Genomic DNA, 25,204 nt, shown 5'->3' on the forward strand with positions numbered 1-25,204 from the left:
CCCCGCGTTTTAAGCGGGCGGCGTGATTGATGCTGAACAAATACCCTCTGTGGAAATACATTCTGATCCTGGCTGTGCTGGCGATCGGTTTTATTTATTCCGCTCCCAATCTGTACCCTGATGACCCGGCAATCCAGATTTCGGGTGCGAGCACGGCTTTGCAGGTCAGCCAGGCTGATCTGGATCGTGCAAGCAAGGCACTGACCGATGCAGGCATTGAAGTCAAGGGAGCCTCTTTGGCCCAGGGCGGCAAAGGTGGTTTGCTGCGTCTGGTCAAGAAAGACGACCAGCTACCCGCCAAGGATGTGGTGCGCAAGGCTTTGGGTGACGACTATGTCGTAGCGCTCAACCTGGCACAGACCACGCCTCAATGGTTGCGTAGTCTGGGTGCTCACCCGATGAAACTGGGTCTGGACTTGTCTGGTGGTGTGCACTTCCTGCTGGAAGTGGACATGGATAAAGCCGTCGATGCACGTATGAAAGTGTACGAAGGCGATGTCAAAAGTCTGCTGCGTAAAGAGAAGGTGCGTTATCGCAGCCTGCCGCAACTCAATGGCGCCATTCAGTTGGGTTTCACTGATGAAGCGGTCCGTGAGCAAGCGCGTAGCCTGATCCGCAAGAACTTCAATGACTTTGACGTAACCACAGCCGATCTCAATGGTCAGCCGGTTCTGCGTCTGGCGATGACCCCGGCCAAGCTGGCGGAAATCCGTGAGTATTCCATCAAGCAAAACCTGACAACGGTCCGTAACCGGGTCAACGAGTTGGGTGTTGCCGAGCCTCTGGTTCAGCGTCAGGGTGCCAACCGCATCGTGGTTGAACTGCCGGGCGTGCAAGACACCGCCGAAGCCAAGCGTATTCTGGGCAAGACGGCCAACCTTGAGTTCCGTCTGGCAGCAGAGCCGGGCGCTTCCAAAGCCACTTCCGAGACGTTCGAATTCCGCGAAGGCAATCGTCCTGGCGCGCAAATCGAGCGCGGTCTGATCATCACCGGTGACCAGGTGACAGACGCTCAGGCAGGCTTTGACGAGCACGGTCGTCCACAGGTGAACATCAAGCTTGATGGTCACGGTGGCGAGCTGATGAGTCGTTCGACCCGCAGCAACGTGGGCCGCAGCATGGCGGTAATCTTCATCGAGCAGCGCCCGGTGACGACTTACACCAAGCAAGTGGTCGACGGTGTCGAGAAGGACGTGCCGACCCAGACGTTCAAGGAAGACAAGAAGATCATCAGTCTGGCGACCATCCAGTCGCCACTGGGCAGCCAGTTCCGTATTACCGGCCTGAATGGCCAGGGTGAGGCTTCCGAGCTTGCCTTGCTGTTGCGTGCCGGTGGTCTGGCAGCGCCAATGTACTTCGCTGAAGAGCGCACCATTGGTCCTAGCCTGGGTGCTGACAACATCACCAAGGGTATCGATGCATCGCTGTGGGGCATGCTGTTCGTGTCGATCTTCATCATTGCCATCTACCGTTTCTTCGGTGTGATTGCGACGGTGGCACTGGCGGGCAACATGGTCTTGCTGCTGGCTCTGATGTCGGTGCTGGGTGCAACCCTGACCCTGCCGGGGATTGCCGGTATCGTCTTGACCATGGGTATGGCGGTCGATGCCAACGTGCTGATCTTCTCGCGGATTCGTGAAGAGATCGCCAATGGCATGACGGTGCAGCGAGCGATCAATGAAGGCTTCAGTCGTGCATTTACGGCGATTGTCGACTCCAACCTGACAACTCTGCTGGTTGGCGGGATTCTCTTTGCCATGGGTACCGGGCCGGTCAAAGGCTTTGCGGTGACCATGTCCCTCGGGATCTTTACCTCGATGTTCACGGCCATTATGGTGACCCGCGCAATGGTCAACCTTGTGTACGGCGGTCGGGACTTCAAGAAGTTGTGGATTTAAGGGGCTGCCATGTTACGTACAATCAACTTCATGGGCGTTCGCAACGTTGCGTTCGGCGTCACTGTAGTACTCACCGTGCTGGCTTTGTTCAGCATGTTCCACAAGGGCATGAACTACGGCCTGGACTTCACTGGCGGTACGCTCATCGAGCTGACCTACGAGAAGCCGGCAGATCTGACCAAGGTGCGTACCGAGCTTGCCTCGGCAGGCTTCCATGACGCTGTAGTACAGAGCTTTGGTGCTACCACCGATCTGCTGGTGCGTATGCCTGGCGATGATCCGTTGCTGGGCAACAAGGTTGCAGCGGCTCTGGGGCAGGCCGATACGGCTAACCCTGCGGTCATCAAGCGCGTTGAGTTCGTGGGCCCGCAAGTGGGTGAAGAGCTGCGCGACCAGGGCGGCCTCGGCATGCTGATGGCGCTGGGCGGCATCATGCTGTACCTGGCCTTCCGCTTTCAGTGGAAGTTCGCGGTGGGCGCGATCGTGTCTCTGGTACACGACGTGATCGTGACCATGGGCGTGCTGTCGTTCTTCCAGATTACCTTCGACCTGACGGTGCTGGCGGCGGTGCTGGCCATTATTGGCTACTCGCTCAACGACACCATCGTGGTATTCGACCGGGTACGGGAGAACTTCCGGGTGCTGCGCAAGGCCAGCCTGATCGATAACATCAACATCTCGACCACGCAAACCCTGTTGCGCACCATGGCGACCTCGATCTCCACCCTGTTGGCGATCGCGGCACTGCTGATCTTCGGTGGCGATAACCTGTGGGGCTTCTCGATCGCGCTGTTCGTGGGCGTATTGGCGGGTACTTACTCGTCGATCTATATCGCCAACGTGGTGCTGATCTGGTTGAACCTGAGTGCCGAGGATTTGATTCCTCCTGTTGTGACCGACAAGGAGATCGATGACCGTCCATAACGGTTAATCATCTTCGAGTTGTTACCTAAAAAGGCGCGAGTATTGAACTCGCGCCTTTTTTTGTGCTCCAAGGCTGGGATTAGCGTGGGATTTTTCCCATCTGTGATGGTTTGGAGGTTCAAGTGAACAAGTCTTTGCTGGTAGGTGCTGTTTTAGGTGCGGTGGCTGTGACCGCCGGGGGCGCTTTTGCCACCTACACCCTGGTTAAAGGCCCTGAGTCTGCGCAGGTATTGGCTGTTCAGCCGGTCACGCAACAGATCAAGACACCGCGTGAGGTGTGCAAGGATGTGACTGTGACGCGTCAGGCGCCGGTCAAGGATCAGCATCAGATCGTCGGTAGCGTACTGGGTGCAGTCGCTGGTGGTTTGCTGGGTAATCAGGTGGGCGGTGGTAACGGCAAGAAGATCGCCACGGTGGCCGGTGCGGTCGGTGGTGGCTATGCCGGTAACAAGGTTCAGGAAGGCATGCAGAACCGCGATACCTATACCACGACGCAAACGCGCTGCAACACGGTCAACGACATCAGCGACAAGGTTGTCGGTTATGACGTGCGTTACTCGCTGGATGGCAAGGAAGGCAAGGTGCGGATGGATCATGAGCCGGGCAATGAAATTGCCGTCGACAAGCAGGGCAAGTTGATCCTGAATTAATGCCGCTGCCGGGGCGGGCTGTTCAGCGGGGCATTGCGGATATCGAGTCTGCTGGTATGTAGCTCGCTCCTGCAGGTATCCGGAGTCCGGTCAAAGGTTGGCCAGGTCTTTGTTGGAATGGCAGTCAAAAAAAAGCACCCCGAAGGGTGCTTTTTTTATGCGCGGAGTTCGCTTAGCGTTTCAGCGAGGCCGGCAGGTGTGGCTGGATTGCGGTCAGTACAGCTTTGAAGCACTTGGTGTTGCCGGCAACGATGTGGCCTTTTTCAAGGAAATCGTGGCCGCCGGTGAAGTCGCTGACGAGACCGCCGGCTTCCTGGATCAGCAGGGCGCCTGCTGCCATGTCCCACTCGGACAGGCCTGACTCCCAGAATGCGTCATAACGGCCGGCTGCAACGTAAGCCAGGTCCAGGCTGGCAGCACCGGCGCGGCGGATGCCGGCAGTCTGGCCAACCAGGCTGCGGAACATGCCCAGGTAGTTATCCAGGTTGTCCATCTGGTTGTCGCGGAACGGGAAGCCGGTACCCAGCAGGGCGCCATCAAGGCTGGTGCGACCGCTGACACGCAGGCGGCGACCATTGAGCTGGGCGCCACGGCCACGGCTGGCGGTGAATTCTTCCTGGCGAACCGGGTCGAGAACCACTGCGTGCTCAAGGCGGCCACGGTATTTGCAGGCGATGCTTACGGCGAAGTGTGGAACGCCGCGCAGGAAGTTGGTGGTGCCATCCAGCGGATCGATGATCCACAGGTAGTCTTCACCTTCACCGCTGCCTGGGTGCATGCCGGTTTCTTCACCGCGGATGCCGTGTGTCGGGTAGGCCTTGCGCAAGGCGTCGATGATTTTCTGTTCAGCAGCACGATCGACTTCAGAGACGTAATCCTTGGCGTCTTTTTCGTCGACCTTGATGGTATCCAGGCGCTCGATGGAGCGGAAAATCAATTCACTGGCGCTGCGGGCGGCGCGCAGCGCGATATTCAGCATGGGCTGCATGGACGTTTCACCTAGGTCGTTAAAGAAAGCCGAATATTCTATCAGAAAAGTTCAGTAGATGAAGGTTTGCATTAGCTTTCGTAGCTTATGGCGTTTCGCTTAGGTAAGATTTGCTCCCTTTTGTTGGCCTGTGAGCGCTTCCTTTGCTGCCTAATATTCGTGTCGTTCTGGTCAATACCAGTCATCCCGGGAACATCGGCGGTGCTGCGCGTGCCATGAAAAACATGGGATTGTCGCGGCTGGTTCTGGTGGAGCCCAGGTTGTTTCCGCACCATGAGGCTGATGCCCGGGCGTCGGGGGCGGGTGACATTCTTGAGAATGCACAAGTCGTTGCCACCCTGGAAGATGCCCTGGTGGGTTGTAATCTGGTGCTGGGCACCAGTGCCCGTGATCGTCGTATCCCTTGGCCGCTGCTGGACCCGCGCGAGTGCGGGCAGAAAGTGGTGGAAGAAGCGGGGCAGGGGGCTGAAATCGCCCTGGTGTTCGGTCGTGAAGATTCCGGCCTGACCAATGAAGAGCTGCAGCGTTGCCACTTTCATGTGCATATCCCTTCGGACCCCGAATTCAGCTCTCTGAATCTGGGTGCTGCCGTGCAGGTCTTGAGCTACGAGATCCGCATGTCATGGCTGGCGGCTCAGGGTCAGCCGAGCAAAATCGAAAAAGAGGAAGTGGCCTCCACTAAAAGTGGCGAGCTGGCGACCATGGATGAACTGGAGCGCTTCTATGAGCATCTGGAGCAGACCCTGGTGGCCATCGAGTTCATGGATCCGGAAAAACCGCGTCACCTCATGGCGCGCTTGCGCCGACTGTACGGGCGCAGCTCGGTCAGTCGTGCAGAAATGAACATTTTGCGTGGCATTCTCACCGAAACCCAAAAAGCAGCTCGTGGCGAGTTGCTCAAGCGCAAGGATTAATGATGTTCGAGCGTCTGCGTGAAGATATCCAGAGTGTGTTTCATCGTGATCCTGCTGCGCGTAATGCTTTTGAGGTGTTGACCTGCTACCCGGGCATGCATGCCATCTGGATTCACCGCTTGTCCGCTTTGCTGTGGGGGGCTGGCTGGAAATGGCTGGCTCGCCTGGTGTCGAACTTCGGGCGCTGGCTGACCGGGATCGAGATTCACCCGGGGGCCAAGGTGGGGCGTCGGTTTTTCATCGACCACGGCATGGGTATCGTCATTGGTGAGACGGCTGAAATCGGCGACGACGTGACCCTTTATCAGGGTGTGACGCTGGGCGGCACGAGCTGGAACAAGGGCAAGCGCCATCCGACTCTGGAAAACGGGGTTGTGGTGGGGGCGGGGGCCAAGGTGCTTGGTCCGTTTACCGTGGGTGCCGGAGCCAAGGTTGGCTCCAATGCCGTGGTGACCAAAGAGGTGCCTGCCGGGGCGACGGTTGTCGGGATCCCGGGGCGCATTATCATCAAGAGCGACGATGAGGTACAAGCCAAGCGCAAGGCCATGGCCGAGAAGATTGGCTTTGATGCGTACGGTGTTGGCGAGGACATGCCGGATCCGGTGGCGCGGGCCATTGGTCAGTTGCTGGATCATCTGCAGGCGGTCGACGGCAAGCTTGATGGCATGTGCGGGGCGCTCAAGGATCTGGGCAGCACTTATTGCGCTCAGGACCTGCCGCAGCTGCGCGAAGAGGACTTCGCCTGCGTCAAGGACAAGGACAAGGATCAAGGCAAGGCGGTCTAGGTCTTGCTTTGACCCTGGGGGAGCTGGTCTGGTGACGCTGCGCTGAGCAGTTGCCGGCCTCTGGGCCCCCCGGGGTCTTGCGCGTCAGGTCTTGATGCCTCGTGTGCCATTACGCCGCATACCCTGCTACAATGCGCGCGCTGTTTTGCGGGTAATCCCGACTAAAGTACTAGGTCTAATACTTGACTTAAATAGTCGGGAATAGCATACTCGCCTCCATTCCGAATTCCGTGGTACCTGTCCATGAGACTGACTACAAAAGGCCGTTACGCCGTTACTGCAATGCTTGATTTGGCGTTGCACGCACAGCACGGGCCGGTGTCCCTGGCTGATATTTCCGAACGCCAGGGCATTTCCCTATCCTACCTTGAGCAACTGTTTGCCAAGTTGCGCCGCAGCAGTCTGGTTTCCAGTGTGCGTGGCCCGGGCGGCGGCTATCAGCTGTCGCGCGACATGCAGGGTATTCAGGTAGCCCAGGTTATCGATGCAGTGAACGAGTCCGTCGATGCCACGCGTTGCCAGGGGCTTGGCGATTGCCATGCCGGCGACACGTGCCTGACCCACCATTTGTGGTGCGACCTGAGCCTGCAGATCCACGATTTTCTCAGCGGTATCAGCTTGGCTGATCTTGTCACTCGCCGTGAGGTACAAGAAGTAGCCCAGCGTCAGGATCAACGCCGCTGTAATGGCAAGGCGCCACACCTGGATAAGATCGAAGCGTCCGCCGTCGAGTGATTGCATAAAAACGACGGTGCGCCAGCCAGCCTGATTTAGGAGATAGTCCATGAAATTGCCAATTTACCTCGATTATTCAGCCACTACCCCGGTTGATCCGCGTGTTGCTCAAAAAATGAGCGACTGCCTGCTGGTTGACGGCAACTTCGGTAACCCGGCGTCGCGCTCCCACGTATTTGGCTGGAAGGCTGAAGAAGCGGTGGAGAATGGCCGTCGTCAGGTCGCCGATCTGGTTAACGCCGACCCGCGTGAAATTGTCTGGACCTCCGGTGCAACCGAGGCCAACAACCTGGCGATCAAGGGTGCCGCGCATTTCTATGCCACCAAAGGCAAGCACCTGATCACCGACAAGATTGAACACAAAGCCGTCCTCGACACCATGCGTCAGCTGGAGCGCGAAGGCTTTGAAGTGACCTATATCGAACCGGGTACCGACGGTCTGGTAACGCCGGCCATGGTTGAAGCGGCCATGCGTGATGACACCATCCTGGTTTCGATCATGCACGTGAACAACGAAATCGGCACCGTCAACGATATCGCCGCCATTGGTGAGCTGACTCGCTCGCGCGGCGTGTTGTTCCATGTCGATGCGGCCCAGTCCACCGGCAAGGTTGAAATCGACCTGGCAAAACTGAAAGTCGACATGATGTCCTTCTCGGCTCACAAGACTTACGGTCCTAAAGGTATCGGCGCACTTTATGTAAGCCGCAAGCCTCGCGTACGTATCGAAGCTGCCATGCACGGCGGCGGTCATGAGCGCGGCATGCGTTCGGGCACCCTGGCTACCCACCAGATCGTGGGCATGGGCGAAGCGTTCCAGATCGCCAAAGAAGAAATGGCCGCCGAGAACATCCGGATCAAAGCCCTGAGCGACCGTTTCTTCAAGCAGGTTGAACACCTTGAAGAGCTGTACGTCAACGGCAGCATGACCGCCCGCGTACCGCACAACCTGAACCTGAGCTTCAACTATGTTGAAGGCGAGTCGCTGATCATGGCGCTCAAGGATCTGGCCGTGTCGTCCGGTTCGGCCTGTACCTCTGCTTCCCTTGAGCCGTCCTACGTGTTGCGCGCCCTGGGCCGTAACGATGAACTGGCACACAGCTCGATCCGCTTCACTTTCGGTCGTTTCACCACTGAAGAAGAAATTGATTACGCCGCGCAGAAGGTTTGCGAGGCTGTTACCAAGCTGCGCGCACTGTCGCCGCTGTGGGACATGTACAAAGACGGCATCGACATTTCGAAAATCGAATGGGCGGCGCACTAACAATTTAAGTCGCCACAGGCAGGCGCTGTAAACGCAGCGAACAGCAGCATTGCAGTGTCTCAAGAGCGACTCTCTGATGAGTGAGGATTAGTACCATGGCTTACAGCGAAAAGGTCATCGACCACTACGAAAACCCGCGCAACGTCGGCAAGATGGACGCGGAAGACCCGGATGTCGGCACCGGCATGGTGGGTGCACCGGCGTGCGGCGACGTGATGCGTTTGCAGATCAAGGTCAACGAGCAGGGCATCATTGAAGATGCCAAGTTCAAGACCTATGGTTGCGGTTCGGCAATCGCTTCCAGCTCCCTGGCAACCGAGTGGATGAAGGGCAAGACTCTGGATGAAGCAGAGACCATCAAAAACACTCAGCTGGCTGAAGAGCTGGCCTTGCCACCGGTAAAAATTCACTGCTCGGTACTCGCAGAAGACGCCATCAAGGCAGCTGTTCGCGATTACAAGCAGAAGAAAGGTTTGATCTGATCCGTTTGCCCGCTGCCAGCAATGGCGCGGGCAGGGTGATGATACTGGCGATTCGTAAGGAGTCCTGATGGCTATCAGCATGACAGAAGCGGCGGCCCGGCATATTCGTCGTTCCCTTGACGGGCGCGGCAAGGGTGAGGGGATTCGTCTGGGTGTTCGCACTACGGGCTGTTCCGGTCTCGCCTATGTGATGGAGTTCGTTGATGAGGTCGGCAGTGAGGACCAGGTGTTTGAGAGTCATGGCGAAAAGGTGATCATCGATCCCAAGAGCCTGACCTATCTCGACGGTACCGAACTCGATTTCACCAAGGAAGGGTTGAACGAAGGCTTCAAGTTCAACAATCCCAACGTGCGCGGTGAATGTGGCTGCGGCGAAAGCTTCAACATCTGAGGCTACTCGTGGGCACTCCTTGTCATTTCGCATTATTTGAACTGCAGCCGAGCTTCACGCTGGATCTCGAGCAGTTGGCCACGCGCTACCGTGAGTTGGCGCGTGGTGTGCATCCGGATCGATTTGCTGATGCTTCCGAGCGTGAGCAACGACTGGCGCTGGAGCAATCCGCCAGCCTCAACGAGGCCTACCAGACGCTCAAAAGCCCACCCAAGCGCGCGCGTTACCTGCTTGCGATGAATGGGCGTGAGATGCCGCTGGAAGTCACGGTGCATGATCCCGAGTTTCTGATGCAGCAGATGCATTGGCGCGAAGAGCTTGAAGACTTGCAGGACAGCGCCGATATGGCAGGTATTGCTGCATTCAAGCGTCGGCTCAAAGCCGCTCAGGATCAGTTGAACGACAGCTTCGCTGCTTGCTGGAATGATGCAGCGCAGCGCGAACAGGCCGAGCGCCTGATGCGCCGCATGCAGTTCCTCGACAAGCTCACTTACGAAGTGCGCCAGTTAGAAGAGCGCCTCGACGATTAACCCAGTGCCGCCACGGTTGCACGCCTGATATACAGATAAGTCCTGATTACGATGGCCCTACTGCAGATCGCCGAACCCGGCCAAAGTCCTCAACCGCACCAGCGACGTCTGGCTGTGGGGATCGACTTGGGCACTACCAATTCGCTGGTCGCTGCTTTGCGCAGCGGTCTTTCCGAGCCGCTGGCCGATGCTGACGGCAAAGTCATCCTGCCGTCTGCGGTGCGTTATCACGCCGATCGCATCGAGGTGGGCGAGTCTGCCCGTCTGGCGGCTTCCAGTGATCCTTTCAATACCGTGCTGTCGGTCAAGCGCTTGATGGGTCGTGGTCTGTCCGACGTCAAGCAATTGGGCGAGCAGCTGCCTTATCGCTTTGTGGGCGGTGAGTCGCACATGCCGTTCATTGACACCGTGCAGGGCCCGAAAAGCCCGGTAGAGGTGTCAGCCGACATTTTGAAAGTGCTGCGCGAGCGTGCTGAAAAAACCTTGGGCGGAGAATTGGTAGGGGCGGTGATCACCGTGCCGGCTTATTTCGATGACGCTCAGCGTCAGGCCACCAAGGATGCGGCGCGACTGGCCGGGCTAAATGTATTGCGCCTGCTCAACGAGCCGACTGCTGCTGCCGTGGCGTACGGTCTTGACCAGCACGCTGAAGGCGTGGTCGCCATCTATGACCTGGGTGGCGGTACTTTCGATATCTCGATCCTGCGTTTGACCGGCGGTGTGTTTGAAGTCCTGGCCACTGGCGGCGACAGCGCCCTGGGCGGCGACGACTTTGACCATGCGATTGCCAGCTGGATTGTCGAGCAGGCAGGTTTGTCGGCGGATCTCGATCCGGGCACCCAGCGCCAATTGCTGCAAATTGCCTGCGCTGCCAAAGAAGGTCTGACCGATGCTTCGTCCGTATCTGTCGCTTATGGCGACTGGCAGGCCGAGCTGACCCGTGAAGCTTTCGATGCCCTGATCGAGCCGATGATTGCCCGCAGTCTGAAGGCTTGTCGCCGTGCTGTAGGTGACTCCAATATTGAGCTTGATGAAGTTCAGGCGGTGGTGATGGTCGGTGGTTCGACCCGCGTGCCGCGTGTGCGCGAAGCGGTTGCCGAAATGTTTGGTCGTCAGCCATTGACCGATATCGACCCCGATCAGGTGGTCGCCATTGGTGCTGCGATTCAGGCCGACACCCTGGCCGGTAACAAGCGTGATGGTGGCGAACTGTTATTGCTGGACGTGATTCCGCTGTCGCTCGGTCTTGAGACCATGGGCGGCCTGATGGAGAAGGTCATTCCGCGCAACACCACAATCCCGGTGGCTCGTGCGCAAGACTTCACCACCTATAAAGACGGCCAGACGGCCATGATGATTCATGTGCTGCAGGGCGAGCGCGAGCTGATCAGTGATTGCCGCTCCCTGGCGCGTTTTGAATTGCGTGGCATTCCGCCCATGGTGGCCGGTGCCGCCAAAATCCGCGTCACCTTCCAGGTCGATGCTGATGGTTTGCTCAATGTGACGGCCCGCGAGCTGGGGTCGGGTGTCGAGGCAACCATTCAGGTCAAGCCGTCCTACGGTCTGACCGATGGTGAAATCGCCAAAATGCTCAAGGATTCGTTCCAGTACGCCAGTGACGACAAGGTCGCACGGGTGTTGCGTGAGCAGCAGGTCGATGCTCAGCGTCTGATCGAGGCGGTACAGGCGGCGCTGGATGTTGATGGCGATCGTTTGCTGGACGCCGAAGAGCGGATGGTCATCGAACTGCAAATGCAGGAACTGGCCCAATTGTTGAAAGGCACCGATGGTTATGCCATCGAGCAGCAGACCAAGCGTCTGTCGCAAGTGACCGATGCCTTCGCTGCCCGGCGCATGGACTTGACGGTTAAAGCCGCCCTGTCGGGACGCAACTTGAATGAAATCGAGGAATAACTGATGCCGCAGATCATTTTTCTGCCACACGCCGAGCATTGCCCGGACGGTATGGTTGTTGAGGCTGAGACCGGCAAAACCATTCTCGAAGTGGCCCACGACAATCACATTGAAATCGAAAGCGCGTGCGGCGGTGTTTGCGCCTGCACCACTTGTCACTGTGTGATTCGTGAAGGCTTCGACTCCCTCAATGAGGCTGACGAGCTGGAAGAAGATTACCTCGATCGGGCCTGGGGTCTGGAAGCGACCTCGCGCCTGAGCTGTCAGGCCCGGGTTGGCACTGAAGACATCACGGTCGAAATTCCGAAATACTCGCTCAACCACGCCGCCGAAGCGCCGCACTGATAAGGAATTGTCATGAGCCTTAAATGGGTTGATGTGCAGGAAATCGCGATACAACTGGCCGAAGCCCACCCGGATGTCGATCCGCTGACGGTGAATTTCGTCAAGCTGCGCAACCTGGTCATGGCGTTGCCTGAGTTCGATGACATCCCTGATCGTGGCGGCGAGAAGGTCCTCGAAGCCATTCAGGGCTTGTGGATCGAAGAAGCTGACTAAACTTGCAACGCGCGTAATTATGAAATACCCAAGAACCCGCGTATAATTCGCGGGTTTAATTTTTCGCTTAAATCACTGTTTCTGGAGTTACACCATGGCTGTTCAACGCACTTTCTCCATCATCAAGCCTGACGCTGTTGCAAAAAACGTTATCGGCGAGATCACCACCCGTTTTGAAAAAGCCGGCCTGAAGGTTGTAGCTTCCAAACTGAAGCAACTGTCCAAAGCTGAAGCTGAAGGCTTCTACGCTGAGCACAGCGCTCGTGGCTTCTTCGGCGACCTGGTGGCTTTCATGATCTCCGGTCCGGTTGTTGTTCAGGTTCTGGAAGGCGAAAACGCCATCGCTCTGAACCGCGAACTGATGGGCGCTACCAACCCTAAAGAAGCAGCTGCCGGCACTATCCGTGCTGATTTCGCTGAATCCATCGACGCTAACGCTGTTCACGGTTCCGACTCTGAAGCAGCTGCTGCTCGCGAAATCTCCTACTTTTTCGCAGCTACTGAAGTAACCACTCGCTAAGTATTGGCTCGTGAGTGAGGGTGAAGACATGATTGCAACGACTGGCAAAACAAACCTGCTGGGCCTGACTCAGCCCCAAATGGAGAAATTCTTCGACTCAATCGGGGAGAAGCGTTTCCGTGCCGGTCAGGTCATGAAGTGGATTCACCACTTTGGCGTCGATGATTTCGACGCCATGACTAACGTCAGCAAGGCCTTGCGCGACAAGCTCAAGGCCATTGCTGAAGTTCGTGGACCTGAAGTCGTCAGCGAGGACATCTCCACCGATGGCACCCGTAAATGGGTGGTTCGTGTCGAGTCCGGCAGCTGCGTCGAAACCGTTTACATTCCCCAGGGCAAACGTGGCACTTTGTGCGTTTCGTCCCAGGCAGGCTGTGCCCTGGATTGCAGTTTCTGCTCCACCGGCAAGCAAGGTTTCAATAGCAACCTCACCGCCGCCGAAGTAATCGGTCAGGTGTGGATTGCCAACAAATCCTTTGGCAGCGTCCCGGCAACCGCCGACCGTGCCATCACCAACGTGGTGATGATGGGCATGGGTGAGCCGCTGCTGAACTTTGACAACGTGATTGCCGCCATGCATCTGATGATGGATGACCTGGGCTACGGCATCTCCAAGCGCCGGGTGACACTGTCTACCTCGGGCGTGGTGCCGATGATCGATGAGCTGGCCAAGCACATCGACGTTTCCCTGGCGTTGTCGCTGCATGCACCCAATGATGCATTGCGCAGCCAGTTGGTGCCGATCAACAAAAAGTACCCGCTCAAAATGCTGCTTGAGTCCTGCCGTCGCTATATGTCGACCCTGGGCGAGAAGCGTGTCTTGACCGTTGAGTACACCATGCTCAAAGACATCAACGACCACGTCGAACATGCCGTGGAAATGATCGAGTTGCTCAAGGACACCCCTTGCAAGATCAACCTGATCCCGTTTAACCCGTTCCCGCATTCGGGCTATGAGCGTCCAAGCAATAACGCCATTCGCCGTTTCCAGGATCTGCTGCATCAAGCCGGTTATAACGTGACAGTGCGTACCACTCGCGGTGAAGACATCGACGCTGCTTGCGGCCAGTTGGTCGGTCAGGTCAATGACCGTACCCGTCGTAGCGAGCGCTGGGTTGCCGGGCACGAGCAGAGCGGCGAAGGCGATGTAACGCAAAATGCTTCGCCGGCTCCCTGAGAGAGGACATCCATGATCCTGCGCGCCGCGCTTTCTTTTGGCTTGCTCAGCTTTTTGGCTGGCTGTGTGTCATCGGGCGGCTCAAACCCGATGACCACTGACAAGGGGCGTAACGCGGCGCGCGAGGCATATGTTCAACTGGGGCTGGGTTATCTTCAGCAGGGGATGACCGAGCAGGCCAGGATCCCCTTGAGTAAAGCCTTGGAACTCGACAAGACTGATCCGGACACCAATGCTGCCCTGGCATTGGTGTTTCAGTCCGAGCAGGAGTTCGAACTGGCCGGGCAGGCCTTTCGCACAGCACTGCGTGCGCGGCCGGACGATGCCCGGATCCTGAATAACTATGGCAGCCTGCTTTTCGGGCAGCAGCGTTATCAGGAGGCCCATGATCAATTCCACAAAGCCCTGGCCGACAACCTTTATCCCGAGCGTTCGCGCATCTACGAGAACCTGGGGGTCGCTTCACTCAGGCTGGGGCAACGGGATGCAGGTCGCCAGCAGCTCGAAAAAGCCTTGCGCCTGAACCGTCAACAACCCCGTGCACTGCTCGAAATGGCTGAGTTGTCTTACGAAGACAGGCATTATGTGCCCGCACGTGACTATTACGATCGTTTTAGCCTGCTTAGCGGGCAAAATGCACGTAGTCTATTGCTCGGTGCGCGACTGGCGAGTGTTTTCGACGAGCGCACCCCAACTGCCAATTATGGCCAGCAACTAAAACGACTCTATCCCGGCACGCCGGAATATCAGCAATACCTGTCGGAGCAATGATGAAAGCGGCGCAACCCGAAGTTCTAGCAGCGACTCGTGTCAATCCCGGTGAGACTCTGCGTCAGGCCCGTGAAAACAATGGATGGACGTTGGCTGAAGTCGCCTTGAAACTCAATCTCACGGCCAGTTCCCTGAGCAACCTTGAGACCGGGGCGTTCGACAAGCTGCCAGGCCATACTTTTGCGCGCGGTTACATCCGTGCCTATGCCAAATTGCTTGGCATGGATCAGACCAGCCTGGTCCATGAGTTTGATTTGTACACAGGGACTGATGCCAATGGCAGCAACGTGCACAGTCTTGGCCGGATTGAAGAGCCTGTGCGGGTTTCCCACACCATTTTGCGTATTGTCAGCCTGCTGTTGCTGATCGCCGTGATAGGTTGCGGTTTCATCTGGTGGCAGGACCAGACGTCCATGCGCGCCAAGGACCTGATCGGTCTGGCTCCGGAACACGTCGAAGTTGAAGGTGCTGACGGCACGACCCGGATCCACCCGCTCGACGAGCCGGAAGACCAGGCAGTGGCAGAAGCCAAGGTCGAAGGCGAGACGCCTGTGGCGACTGATCCTGCTGCGCAGCAGGCCGGGACAGATGCGCCGGCATTGCCGGTTACGCCTGTAACGCCTGCCGCTACGCCAGCCCCTGTTGCCCCGACCCCGGTTGTGCCGGCACCTGTTGCAGCCCCTGATGCGGCGGCGCCCGCGGCACCGATTGCAGGCACTGGCAAGGTCAATCTGCAATACACCGCCGATTGCTGGACTCAAGTCACCGATGGCACCGGCAAAGTGCTGTTTGGTGGTCTGAAGCGCAAGGGCGAGAATCTTGAAGTGAGCGGCAAGCCTCCACTGACCCTGCGTCTGGGCTATGCCCGTGGCGCACAGGTGACCTACAACGGTCAGGCTGTGGATGTGGCTCCTTTCACCAGTGGCGAGACTGCTCGCCTGAAGTTAGGTCAATAAGTCATGCACGGCGAATCACCAATCAAACGTCGCGAATCGCGAAAAATCTGGGTTGGCTCGGTGCCAGTAGGTGGCGATGCCCCTATTGCCGTACAGAGCATGACCAACAGTGACACCAATGACGTGGCTGCGACTGTTGCCCAGATCAACCGGCTGGAAGCCGCAGGCGTCGATATCGTGCGCATTTCCGTGCCCGATATGGATGCAGCCGAAGCTTTTGGTCGCATCAAGCAACTGGTCAAGGTGCCCCTGGTTGCCGATATCCACTTCGATTACCGGATCGCCTTGCGCGTGGCCGAACTGGGTGTGGACTGCCTGCGGATCAACCCGGGCAACATCGGTCGCGAAGACCGTGTGCGTGCAGTGGTTGATGCTGCCCGTGATCGCGGTATTCCGATCCGTATCGGGGTCAACGCCGGTTCGCTGGAAAAAGACCTGCAAAAGAAATACGGCGAGCCGACCCCTGCTGCTCTGGTTGAGTCGGCACTGCGTCACGTTGAGCACCTCGAACGCCTGAATTTCAGGGACTTCAAGGTCAGCGTAAAGGCCTCGGACGTATTCATGGCGGTTGAGGCCTATCGTTTGCTGGCCAAGGAAATCGTCCAGCCACTGCATTTGGGTATCACCGAAGCCGGCGGTTTGCGTTCAGGCACAGTGAAATCTGCCGTGGGCCTAGGTATGCTGCTCGCCGAAGGGATTGGCGATACTATTCGCATCTCTCTGGCGGCAGACCCGGTCGAGGAAGTAAAAGTCGGTTACGACATCCTCAAGTCCCTGCACCTGCGCTCGCGTGGCATCAACTTTATTGCCTGTCCAAGCTGCTCGCGGCAGAATTTCGACGTGGTGAAAACCATGAACGAACTCGAAGTGCGGCTTGAAGACCTGCTGGTACCGCTGGATGTGGCGGTGATCGGTTGTGTGGTCAACGGCCCCGGCGAGGCGAAAGAAGCCCATGTGGGCTTGACCGGCGGTACACCGAACCTGATTTACATCGACGGCAAGCCGTCGCAGAAGTTGACGAATGAAAATCTGGTGGATGAGCTCGAAAGGCTGATCCGGCAGAAAGCGGCCGAAAAGGTCGAAGCTGACGCAGCAGTTATCGCGCGCGGCTAATCAAACGAATAAAGGATTTTCTGTGAGCAAGTCTTTGCAAGCCATTCGTGGCATGAACGACATCCTGCCTGAGCAGACGCCTCTATGGCGCTACTTTGAGAGCACGGTCTCGCGTTTGCTGGATAACTACGGTTACAAGCAAATCCGCATGCCAATCGTTGAATTCACCGAGCTGTTCAAGCGCTCGATCGGTGAAGTGACCGATATCGTCGAAAAAGAGATGTACACCTTCGAAGACCGCAACGGCGATTCGCTGACTTTGCGTCCCGAAGGTACGGCTGCCTGCGTACGTGCGGTGCTGGAACACGGCATTACCGGTGGTGGCCAGGTTCAAAAGCTGTGGTACATCGGCCCCATGTTTCGCCACGAGCGCCCGCAAAAAGGCCGCTATCGCCAGTTCCATCAAATCGGGGTTGAAGTATTCAACCTGGATGGTCCGGACATCGATGCCGAACTGATCGTGCTCACCTGGCGCCTGTGGGGCGAACTGGGTATCCGCGATGCGGTCACGCTTGAGCTCAACAGCCTGGGCACCAGCGAAGCCCGTGCACGTTATCGTGCCGCGCTGGTCGAATACCTGTCCTCGCGTCTGAGCGAGCTTGACGAAGACAGCCAGCGTCGCTTGAAATCCAACCCGCTGCGGGTGCTCGACAGCAAGAACGCCGATACCCAGGCGGTTCTGGTTGATGCCCCGAAGCTGGTGGATTACCTGGACGAAGAGTCCCGTGTGCACTTTGAGGGCCTCAAGGCGCGCCTGGATGCTGCCGGGATTCCTTACGTGATCAACCCCAAGCTGGTTCGCGGGCTCGATTACTACAGCAAAACCGTATTTGAGTGGGTCACTGACAAACTCGGTGCCCAGGGCACCGTGTGTGCCGGTGGTCGTTATGACGGTCTGGTCGAACAGATGGGTGGCAAGCCCACCACGGGCGTCGGTTTTGCAATGGGTATCGAGCGCTTGATCCTGCTGCTCGAAACCCTTGAGCAAGTCCCGGCAGAAATCGCACGTCAGGTTGATGTTTACCTGTGTGCTTTCGGTGAGGCTGCTGAACTGGCTGCCCTGACGTTGAGCGAAGGTGTTCGTGATCAACTGCCAAACCTGCGCTTGCAGATCAATGCCGGCGCTGGCAGCTTCAAAAGCCAGTTCAAGAAGGCCGACAAGAGCGGTGCGCTGTATGCACTGATCCTGGGTGACGACGAATTGGCCCAGCAAGTAGTAGGCGTCAAACCCCTGCGTGGCCAGGGCGAACAACAAACGATTGCCTGGGATGCTCTTGCCGAGCACTTGGCCACCTGCATCGTGCAGGGTTGAAGCTGTAAAACAGCCGAATTAGCGAATAAGGAGTGTTGGGGTGTCGAGTAACGATGATGATCAGCTGGGCGAGTTGAAAGACTGGTGGCAGCGTAACGGCAAACCCCTGGTTACTGGCGCCCTGCTGGCACTGGTGGTAGTGGCTGGCTGGCAGCTTTGGCACAAATATCAGAGCAATCAGTCGCAAGGCGCGTCGATGCTCTACCAGCAATTGCTTGAGGCCACCCTCACGCCTGACGGTCAGCCCGATGTGGCCCGTGTGGCGGATCTGGCCAGCAAGTTGAAAAACGAATACGCAGGTACGGCCTACGCACAGTTTGGCGGTCTTTTTGTGGCCAAGGTTGCAGTGGACAACGGCAAGCTTGATGACGCCGCCACCGAGCTGAAAATCATTGTCGACAAACCGGCGAATTCGACCCTGGGTGAAGTGGCGCGTCAGCGTCTGGCTCAGGTTCTGGCAGCCCAGGGCAAAGTTGACGATGCCCTGAAGTTGCTCGAAGTCGATTCCGACAAGGCATTCCTGGCCAGCCGTGAAGAGCTGAAGGGCGACTTGCTGGTTCAGCAGGGTCGCACTGACGACGCACGCAGCGCCTACGAAAAAGCCAAAGCAGCGCTCTCCGATGAAGCGGCTGTCGGTGGCTTACAAATCAAGCTCGACGACCTGGCCAAAGGAGATGCGTGAAGTGATGCGTTGGAAACATGCGGCATTGCTGGCTCTGGTCATTTTGGCCGCGGGTTGCAGCAGCAACAGCAAAAAAGAACTTCCGCCAGCCGAGCTGACTGACTTCAAAGAAGAAGTCGTTCTGCAAAAGCAGTGGGATCGCTCGATCGGTGACGGTCAGGGTAAGACCTACAACATGCTGGTTCCGGCTGTTGAAGGTAATACCATCTACGCGGCTGACGTGACCGGTGTAGTGATGTCCTTGGACCGCATGAACGGCGACGTTCAGTGGAAGAAAGACCTCGAACTGCCTGTTTCTGGCGCCGTAGGTGTTGGCTATGGCCTGGTGATGCTCGGTACCTTGCAAGGTGACGTAGTAGCCCTGGACGCCAGCACGGGTGAAGAAAAATGGCGCTCTCGTGTTAACAGCGAAGTGCTTGCTCCACCACAGACCAACGGTGACATCGTCGTGGTGCAAACCCAGGACGACCATCTGGTAGGTCTGGATGCTTCAACCGGTGACCAGCGCTGGATCTACGACAGCACGCCGGGTGTTCTGACCTTGCGTGGTACCGGTGCACCGCTGGTAACCAACCACCTGGCAATTGCCGGTCTTTCGACCGGTAAAATCGTTGCCCTTGATACTCGAAACGGCGTGCCGGTGTGGGAGCAACGTGTTGCCATCCCGCAAGGCCGTTCGGAACTCGAGCGTATCGTCGATATCGACGGTGGTCTGCTGCTGTCCGGTGGCACGCTGTATGTTGCCAGCTACCAGGGCCGCATGGCAGCACTGGAGATGGAATCCGGCCGCGTGCTCTGGCAGCGTGATGCTTCCAGTTATGCAGGTGTCGCACAAGGTTTTGGTAACGTCTACGTCAGTCTGGCGTCCGGTACTGTTGAAGCCATCGATGAACGTTCGACCACTGCACTATGGAGCAACGACGCTCTGGCCCGCCGTCAATTGTCGGCTCCGGAAGTCTTCTCCAGCTATGTGGCAGTCGGTGACATGGAAGGCTATCTGCACCTGCTAAGCCAGGTCGATGGTCGTTTCGTGGGCCGTACCCGCATAGACAGTGATGGTCTTCGGGCGCGTCCGCTGGTGGTCGGTGACATGATTTACGTGTTTGGTAACAGCGGCAAACTGGAAGCCCTGACCATTCGCTAAGGCGTCTATGCTTGAGGCTCTAGGGTCTCAGGCAGCCTTGCCCTGGCAAGGCTTGCGGCACATTTGTGCTGTTCCGAACTCTGGCCGCTGCCTTGCAGCGGCTTTTGTATTTTCTGAAATAACGAAGTGGAGAGCCGCATGGTTCCCGTAATCGCCCTGGTGGGCCGACCTAACGTCGGCAAGTCCACCTTGTTCAACCGCCTGACCAGGACTCGCGACGCCATCGTCGGCGACTTGTCCGGTCTGACCCGTGATCGCCAATACGGTGAGGCCAAGTGGCAAGGGCGTTCCTACATTCTGGTCGACACCGGCGGTATCTCCGGTGACGAGCACGGTATGGACGAAAAGATGGCCGAGCAGTCGCTGCTGGCTATCGAAGAAGCTGACGTCGTTCTGTTCCTGGTAGATGCAAAAGCGGGTTTCACAGCCGCTGACCAGATGATTGGCGAACACCTTCGCAAACGTAACAAGCGCTCGTATGTTGTCGCCAACAAGGTCGACAACATCGATCCTGAATTGGCGCGTGCAGAATTTGCCCCCTTGGGTATGGGCCATGCGATTCCGATCGCCGGTGCCCATGGTCGTGGTATCACCCAGATGCTGGAAATCGCCCTGAGCGACTTCCCTAAAGATCCGGAAGAGGAAGAAGAAGGCGAAGCCGAAGTCGTTCTTGAAGGTCAGGAAGCCAAGCGCATCCCGGGCCCGAGCGAAAAAGACGGGATCAAGATCGCCATCATCGGTCGGCCTAACGTTGGTAAATCAACGCTGGTCAACCGCATGCTGGGTGAAGACCGGGTTATCGTTTATGACGAGCCGGGCACCACGCGCGACAGTATCTACATCCCGTTCGAGCGTAACGACGAGAAGTACACGCTGATCGACACCGCGGGTGTGCGCAAGCGCGGCAAGATCCACGAAGAAGTAGAAAAATTCTCCGTGGTCAAAACCCTGCAGGCCATCAAAGACGCCAACGTGGTGATCTTTGTGATGGATGCCCGCGAAGGCGTGGTCGACCACGACCTCAACCTGTTGGGCTTTGCGCTGGAGGCCGGTCGGGCTCTGGTCATCGCGATCAACAAGTGGGACGGCATGACGCCGAGCGAGCGCGAGTTCGTCAAGGTCGAATTGACCCGTCGCCTGTTCTTTGTCGACTTCGCCGACATCCACTTCATCTCGGCGCTGCACGGCACGGGCGTAGGTAACCTGTACCAGTCGGTGCAGAACTCCTTCAAGTCAGCGGTTACCCGCTGGCCGACCAACCGTCTGACCCAGATCCTGGAAGACGCAGTTGGCGAGCACGCGCCGCCGATGGTCAACAACCGCCGCATCAAGTTGCGCTATGCCCACCTGGGTGGTGCCAACCCGCCGATTATTGTGATCCACGGTAACCAGGTCGAGAAGGTTCCAAAGTCTTACGTCCGTTATCTCGAAAACACCTACCGTCGTGTCTTGAAGCTGGTCGGTACGCCGATCCGCATCGAGTTCAAAGGTGGCGAGAACCCGTACGAAGCCAACAAGAACTCGCTGACCGACCGTCAGGTCAACAAGAAGCGCCGCATGATGTCGCACCACAAGAAAGCCGAGAAGAAGCGCAAAGACAAGCGCTGATCCGCAACCTCTTGTCGCAACGAAAAAGGGCCTTGATCGGCCCTTTTTCGTGTCTGGGGTTTGGGCTATCCTCGATGGGTCCTGTGCCGTAGTCAGAGCCGGGAACATCACAGGGAACGGCCATGATTACCAGCAAGTTGCCGAATGTCGGCACCACTATTTTCACGCGCATGTCGCAGCTCGCGACTGAAACCGGCGCGCTCAACCTGTCTCAGGGGTTTCCTGACTTCGATGGCCCGCAAGCCTTGCGCGATGCGGTGGGACATCACATCGCCAGTGGCCATAATCAATACTCGCCCATGACCGGCTTGCCTGCCTTGCGGGTGCAGGTCGCGGCGAAAATTGCCCGTAGTTACGCTGTGCAAGTCGATGCCGATAGCGAGGTAACCATCACCCCCGGTGCCACCCAGGCCATCTTCTGTGCGATTCAGGCGGTGATTCACCCCGGTGACGAGGTCATTGTGTTTGACCCGTGCTACGACAGCTACGAGCCTTCGGTCGAGCTGGCCGGTGGCCGTTGTGTCCATGTGCAACTGGGGCTGGCTGATTTCTCCATCGACTGGCAGAAGCTCGAGGACGCACTGACGCCCCGCACTCGCATGATCATCCTCAACAGCCCGCATAATCCAAGTGGTGCCTTGATAAGCCGGGCCGAGCTGGACCAGTTGGCTGCGCTGATTGCGGACCGCGATATCTACATCATCAGCGATGAGGTGTATGAGCATCTGGTGTTCGATGGCGTGCCCCATGTCAGTGTTTTGTCCCATCCCGAGCTGTACCATCGGGCCTTCGTTGTCAGTTCCTTCGGCAAGACCTATCACGTCACCGGCTGGAAAACTGGCTACGTGGTGGCGCCAGCGGCCCTGACGGCAGAGCTGCGCAAGGTCCATCAGTACGTCAGCTTCTGCGGAGTTACCCCTTTGCAGTACGCACTGGCCGACTTCATGGCGGCCCACCCCGAGCATGTTGAAGAACTGCCGGCGTTTTACCAGGCCAAGCGCGACCTGTTTTGTGATCTGTTAAGCCCGTCGCGCTTTACCTTTAAGCCGGTGGCCGGGACCTATTTCCAGTTGGTGGACTATTCCCTTATTCGTCCGGACCTCAATGACGTCGACATGGCCTTATGGCTGACCCGTGAACACGGGGTGGCGTCAATTCCGGTTTCGGTGTTCTACCAGACCCCGCCCCCAGGGCAACGTCTGGTCCGCCTGTGTTTTGCCAAACGCGAGGAGACGCTGCGTGCAGCAGCAGAAAAACTATGCGTGATCTAAGTGGGTTACCCGATTTAACCGTTGCCCTGGTGCAGACCACATTGGCCTGGCACGATCGCGAGGCCAATTTTGCGCACTTTGACGAGTTGCTCGAACAGGCGCGGGGGGCAGACCTGGTGGTCTTGCCCGAGATGTTCACAACCGGCTTCAGCATGGAGTCCAAAACCCTGGCGGAGCCCGAGCACGGTCCCACCAGCAAGTGGTTGCAGGCCCGGGCCAAGGATCTCGATGCGGTGGTCACAGGCAGCGTGATTGTGCGGGCCGCTGACGGCAGCCATCGCAATCGGCTGTTGTGGGCACGCCCGGATGGTGAGGTGTTGCACTACGACAAGCGTCACTTGTTTCGCATGGCCGGTGAGCACGAGCACTTCACGCCGGGTGAGCGTCAGGTTCAATTCGAAGTGAAGGGCTGGCGTGTTCGCCCGCTGATTTGTTACGACCTGCGCTTTCCGGTGTGGAGTTGCGACCCCCACGATACCGATCTGCTGCTGTATACAGCCAGTTGGCCGGGTGCGCGACGGCTGCACTGGAACCGGTTACTGCCAGCGCGTGCCATCGAGAACCTGTGTTATGTGGCGGCGGTTAACCGGGTGGGGACAGACGGCAAGGGCATGGTTTATACCGGTGACAGCCATGTCTTTGACTTTCAGGGCGAGTCGCTGCTCAGTGCCGGCGAAGCGGACGGGGTATTTCAGGTATGCCTGACGGCGGGTGAGCTGGCGGCCTACCGCGAGCGCTTCCCGGCCTATCTGGATGCGGATACCTTCGACCTGCACTAAACGGCACCTGCAGGAGCGAGCTCTGCGCATGGAAAAGCTCGCGCCTGCAGAGGGTTGAACATCCGGCACAAAAAAGCCCCCAAGGTCTTTACACCTTGGGGGCTTTTGCGTTTCAGGCCGGCGGCTTTAAGCAGCCTTGGCTTCTGCTTCACTCAGCGAGCGGTTCAGGGCGCTGAACAGGGCCTTGAAGCTGGCGGTGGTGATGTTTTCATCAATGCCCACACCGTGCACGGCACGCTCACCATTGACTCGCAACTCGATATAGGCCGCTGCCTTGGCATTGGTGCCAGCGCCGATAGCGTGCTCGTTGTAGTCCATGATCTCGGCTTTCACCGGCAGCCCTGCCACCAGCGCTTCCAGCGCGCCGTTGCCTTTGCCGCTCCAGCGCAGGTTGGTCTCGCCAGCGCCCTTGGCAGAGATTTCAACTTCTACCGCGCTATGGCCGTTCTCTTCCTGCAGCTTGTGGCTGACCAGTGCGTAAGGGGTGTTGGCCTGCAGATATTCGCTGTGCAACAAGCTGTGGATCTGCTGGGCTGTCATCTCCAGACCCAGGCGGTCGGTTTCGCGCTGAACCACCTGGCTGAACTCGATCTGCATCCGGCGCGGCAAGCTGATGCCGTATTCCTGCTCCAGCAGGTAAGCAATACCGCCTTTGCCTGACTGGCTGTTGACCCGGATCACGGCTTCGTAGCTGCGGCCAATGTCAGCCGGATCGATCGGCAGGTATGGAACTTCCCACAAGGCATCCGGTTTTTGCTGAGAGAAGCCTTTGCGAATCGCATCCTGGTGCGAGCCGGAGAACGCGGTGTGCACCAGATCGCCCACATAGGGGTGACGCGGGTGGACCGGGATCTGGTTGCACTCTTCGACGACCTTGCGCACGCCATCGATGTCCGAGAAGTCCAGCCCGGGGTTCAGACCCTGGGTGTACATGTTCAGGGCCACAGTCACCAGGTCGACGTTACCGGTACGTTCGCCATTGCCGAACAGGCAGCCTTCAACCCGATCAGCCCCGGCCATCAAGCCCAGTTCGGTAGCGGCAACGCCGGTGCCGCGGTCATTGTGGGTGTGCAGGCTGATCAGCACGCTGTCACGGCGATTGATATGACGACCGAACCATTCGATCTGGTCGGCATAGATGTTCGGAGTGGCGCACTCAACGGTGGCAGGCAAGTTGAGGATCATCTTGTGCTCGGGCGTCGGGTTCCAGACCTCGATCACTGCGTCACAGACTTCCTTGGCGAACTCCAGTTCGGTGGCGCTGAAGGTTTCGGGCGAGTACTCGAACGTCCAGTGGGTTTCAGGCTGCTGAGCGGCATATTTGACGAACAGCTTGGCAGCGCTGACGGCGATCTCTTTGATGCCTTCCTTGTCCTGGTTGAACACGATGCGGCGGAATGCAGGGCAAGTCGCGTTGTACAAATGAACGATGGCCTTTTTCGCCCCGCGCAGGGATTCAAAGGTGCGGGCAATCAAGTCTTCACGGCCCTGGGTCAGCACCTGAATAGTGGTGTCGTCCGGGATGTGGCCGTCTTCGATCAAGCTGCGCACGAAGTCGAAGTCGGTCTGGGATGCGGCCGGGAACGAAGCCTCAATCTCTTTAACGCCAACACTGACCAGGGTCTTCCAGAAGCGCAGCTTCTTTACCGCATCCATCGGCTCGATCAGCGACTGGTTGCCGTCGCGCAGGTCGGAGCTGCACCAGATTGGCGCGCTGGTGATGGTTTTCGATGGCCAGGTACGGTCAGGCAAATCAATGACCGGGAAGGCGCGGTACTTGGAAGAAGGGTCTTTGAGCATGGTCATCAGGCAATCCTTATTTTGCTTGCCGACTATCA

Annotated in this window: 26 protein-coding genes; 24 read left to right on the forward strand and 2 right to left on the reverse strand. The window is 57.8% G+C overall.

The window, feature by feature from the left end; translation table 11 throughout:
• Nucleotides 1-29: 29 nt before the first annotated feature.
• From secD to JQ848_RS04410, 3 genes are all read left to right on the forward strand, one after another.
• Nucleotides 30-1,898: a protein translocase subunit SecD gene (secD, locus tag JQ848_RS04400; RefSeq protein ID WP_160626826.1), complete on the forward strand. Its 1,869-nt coding sequence runs from the start codon at nt 30-32 to the stop codon at nt 1,896-1,898.
• Between the two features lie 9 nt (nt 1,899-1,907).
• Entirely contained in the window at nt 1,908-2,822 is a 915-nt protein-coding gene (gene secF / locus JQ848_RS04405) for a protein translocase subunit SecF (RefSeq protein ID WP_003443393.1), read from the forward strand.
• Between the two features lie 122 nt (nt 2,823-2,944).
• Nucleotides 2,945-3,472, forward strand: a complete 528-nt coding sequence (locus tag JQ848_RS04410) for a glycine zipper 2TM domain-containing protein (RefSeq protein WP_003443390.1) — start codon at nt 2,945-2,947, stop codon at nt 3,470-3,472.
• Between the two features lie 172 nt (nt 3,473-3,644).
• Here the strand turns inward: JQ848_RS04410 and suhB are convergent, their stop codons facing one another.
• Nucleotides 3,645-4,460: a type III secretion system regulator SuhB gene (gene suhB / locus JQ848_RS04415; RefSeq protein ID WP_003443386.1), complete on the reverse strand. Its 816-nt coding sequence runs from the start codon at nt 4,458-4,460 to the stop codon at nt 3,645-3,647.
• Between the two features lie 143 nt (nt 4,461-4,603).
• Here suhB and trmJ point away from each other — a divergent pair, with 143 nt between their 5' ends.
• From trmJ to JQ848_RS04520, 21 genes are all read left to right on the forward strand, one after another.
• Nucleotides 4,604-5,374, forward strand: a complete 771-nt coding sequence (gene trmJ, locus JQ848_RS04420; protein WP_003443383.1) for a tRNA (cytosine(32)/uridine(32)-2'-O)-methyltransferase TrmJ — start codon at nt 4,604-4,606, stop codon at nt 5,372-5,374.
• Between the two features lie 2 nt (nt 5,375-5,376).
• The gene (gene cysE / locus JQ848_RS04425; RefSeq protein WP_202210303.1) at nt 5,377-6,159 is read left to right on the forward strand and encodes a serine O-acetyltransferase; all 783 of its coding nucleotides are present in this window, start codon (nt 5,377-5,379) and stop codon (nt 6,157-6,159) included.
• 243 nt (nt 6,160-6,402) lie between these two features.
• Complete coding sequence (gene iscR / locus JQ848_RS04430) at nt 6,403-6,894, forward strand: Fe-S cluster assembly transcriptional regulator IscR (RefSeq protein WP_003443378.1); 492 nt, start codon at nt 6,403-6,405, stop codon at nt 6,892-6,894.
• Between the two features lie 49 nt (nt 6,895-6,943).
• The gene (locus tag JQ848_RS04435) at nt 6,944-8,158 is read left to right on the forward strand and encodes an IscS subfamily cysteine desulfurase (RefSeq protein ID WP_003443375.1); all 1,215 of its coding nucleotides are present in this window, start codon (nt 6,944-6,946) and stop codon (nt 8,156-8,158) included.
• 95 nt (nt 8,159-8,253) lie between these two features.
• Entirely contained in the window at nt 8,254-8,640 is a 387-nt protein-coding gene (iscU, locus tag JQ848_RS04440; RefSeq protein ID WP_003443374.1) for a Fe-S cluster assembly scaffold IscU, read from the forward strand.
• Nucleotides 8,641-8,707: 67 nt separating this feature from the next.
• Nucleotides 8,708-9,031, forward strand: coding sequence for an iron-sulfur cluster assembly protein IscA (gene iscA / locus JQ848_RS04445; RefSeq protein ID WP_003443371.1), 324 nt, complete (start codon nt 8,708-8,710; stop codon nt 9,029-9,031).
• An 8-nt stretch (nt 9,032-9,039) separates the two neighbouring features.
• The gene (gene hscB / locus JQ848_RS04450; RefSeq protein ID WP_003443369.1) at nt 9,040-9,561 is read left to right on the forward strand and encodes a co-chaperone HscB; all 522 of its coding nucleotides are present in this window, start codon (nt 9,040-9,042) and stop codon (nt 9,559-9,561) included.
• Between the two features lie 51 nt (nt 9,562-9,612).
• Nucleotides 9,613-11,475, forward strand: a complete 1,863-nt coding sequence (gene hscA, locus JQ848_RS04455) for a Fe-S protein assembly chaperone HscA (RefSeq protein WP_202210304.1) — start codon at nt 9,613-9,615, stop codon at nt 11,473-11,475.
• Nucleotides 11,476-11,478: 3 nt separating this feature from the next.
• On the forward strand, nt 11,479-11,820 hold the full coding sequence (gene fdx, locus JQ848_RS04460) for an ISC system 2Fe-2S type ferredoxin (protein WP_003443365.1): 342 nt from the start codon (nt 11,479-11,481) through the stop codon (nt 11,818-11,820).
• Nucleotides 11,821-11,832: 12 nt separating this feature from the next.
• Complete coding sequence (iscX, locus tag JQ848_RS04465; protein ID WP_003443363.1) at nt 11,833-12,033, forward strand: Fe-S cluster assembly protein IscX; 201 nt, start codon at nt 11,833-11,835, stop codon at nt 12,031-12,033.
• Between the two features lie 94 nt (nt 12,034-12,127).
• Complete coding sequence (gene ndk / locus JQ848_RS04470; RefSeq protein WP_003443361.1) at nt 12,128-12,553, forward strand: nucleoside-diphosphate kinase; 426 nt, start codon at nt 12,128-12,130, stop codon at nt 12,551-12,553.
• A gap of 28 nt (nt 12,554-12,581) precedes the next feature.
• A complete protein-coding gene (gene rlmN / locus JQ848_RS04475) occupies nt 12,582-13,730 on the forward strand; it encodes a dual-specificity RNA methyltransferase RlmN (RefSeq protein ID WP_003443359.1) in 1,149 nt (382 codons plus the stop codon).
• A 12-nt stretch (nt 13,731-13,742) separates the two neighbouring features.
• Complete coding sequence (pilW, locus tag JQ848_RS04480) at nt 13,743-14,501, forward strand: type IV pilus biogenesis/stability protein PilW (RefSeq protein WP_010655613.1); 759 nt, start codon at nt 13,743-13,745, stop codon at nt 14,499-14,501.
• Nucleotides 14,501-15,457, forward strand: coding sequence for a RodZ domain-containing protein (locus JQ848_RS04485; RefSeq protein ID WP_202210305.1), 957 nt, complete (start codon nt 14,501-14,503; stop codon nt 15,455-15,457). Before pilW ends, JQ848_RS04485 begins: the two co-directional genes overlap by 1 nt.
• A 3-nt stretch (nt 15,458-15,460) precedes the next feature.
• Nucleotides 15,461-16,570, forward strand: a complete 1,110-nt coding sequence (ispG, locus tag JQ848_RS04490) for a flavodoxin-dependent (E)-4-hydroxy-3-methylbut-2-enyl-diphosphate synthase (protein ID WP_003443351.1) — start codon at nt 15,461-15,463, stop codon at nt 16,568-16,570.
• 22 nt (nt 16,571-16,592) lie between these two features.
• Nucleotides 16,593-17,882: a histidine--tRNA ligase gene (gene hisS, locus JQ848_RS04495; protein ID WP_003443349.1), complete on the forward strand. Its 1,290-nt coding sequence runs from the start codon at nt 16,593-16,595 to the stop codon at nt 17,880-17,882.
• A 40-nt stretch (nt 17,883-17,922) separates the two neighbouring features.
• Nucleotides 17,923-18,564, forward strand: a complete 642-nt coding sequence (locus JQ848_RS04500) for a tetratricopeptide repeat protein (protein ID WP_003443347.1) — start codon at nt 17,923-17,925, stop codon at nt 18,562-18,564.
• A complete protein-coding gene (gene bamB / locus JQ848_RS04505) occupies nt 18,557-19,708 on the forward strand; it encodes an outer membrane protein assembly factor BamB (RefSeq protein WP_029612229.1) in 1,152 nt (383 codons plus the stop codon). Before JQ848_RS04500 ends, bamB begins: the two co-directional genes overlap by 8 nt.
• A gap of 138 nt (nt 19,709-19,846) precedes the next feature.
• Entirely contained in the window at nt 19,847-21,316 is a 1,470-nt protein-coding gene (gene der, locus JQ848_RS04510) for a ribosome biogenesis GTPase Der (protein WP_003443342.1), read from the forward strand.
• A gap of 122 nt (nt 21,317-21,438) precedes the next feature.
• Nucleotides 21,439-22,587, forward strand: coding sequence for a pyridoxal phosphate-dependent aminotransferase (locus JQ848_RS04515; RefSeq protein WP_003443340.1), 1,149 nt, complete (start codon nt 21,439-21,441; stop codon nt 22,585-22,587).
• Complete coding sequence (locus JQ848_RS04520; protein ID WP_003443339.1) at nt 22,575-23,366, forward strand: amidohydrolase; 792 nt, start codon at nt 22,575-22,577, stop codon at nt 23,364-23,366. Before JQ848_RS04515 ends, JQ848_RS04520 begins: the two co-directional genes overlap by 13 nt.
• A 126-nt stretch (nt 23,367-23,492) precedes the next feature.
• Here JQ848_RS04520 and leuA read toward each other — a convergent pair whose 3' ends face one another.
• A complete protein-coding gene (leuA, locus tag JQ848_RS04525) occupies nt 23,493-25,172 on the reverse strand; it encodes a 2-isopropylmalate synthase (protein ID WP_003443338.1) in 1,680 nt (559 codons plus the stop codon).
• Between the last annotated feature and the right edge of the window lie 32 nt (nt 25,173-25,204).

It is taken from the genome of Pseudomonas paraversuta, assembly GCF_904067025.1.
In the GTDB taxonomy this organism is placed as follows: Bacteria; Pseudomonadota; Gammaproteobacteria; order Pseudomonadales; family Pseudomonadaceae; genus Aquipseudomonas; species Aquipseudomonas paraversuta.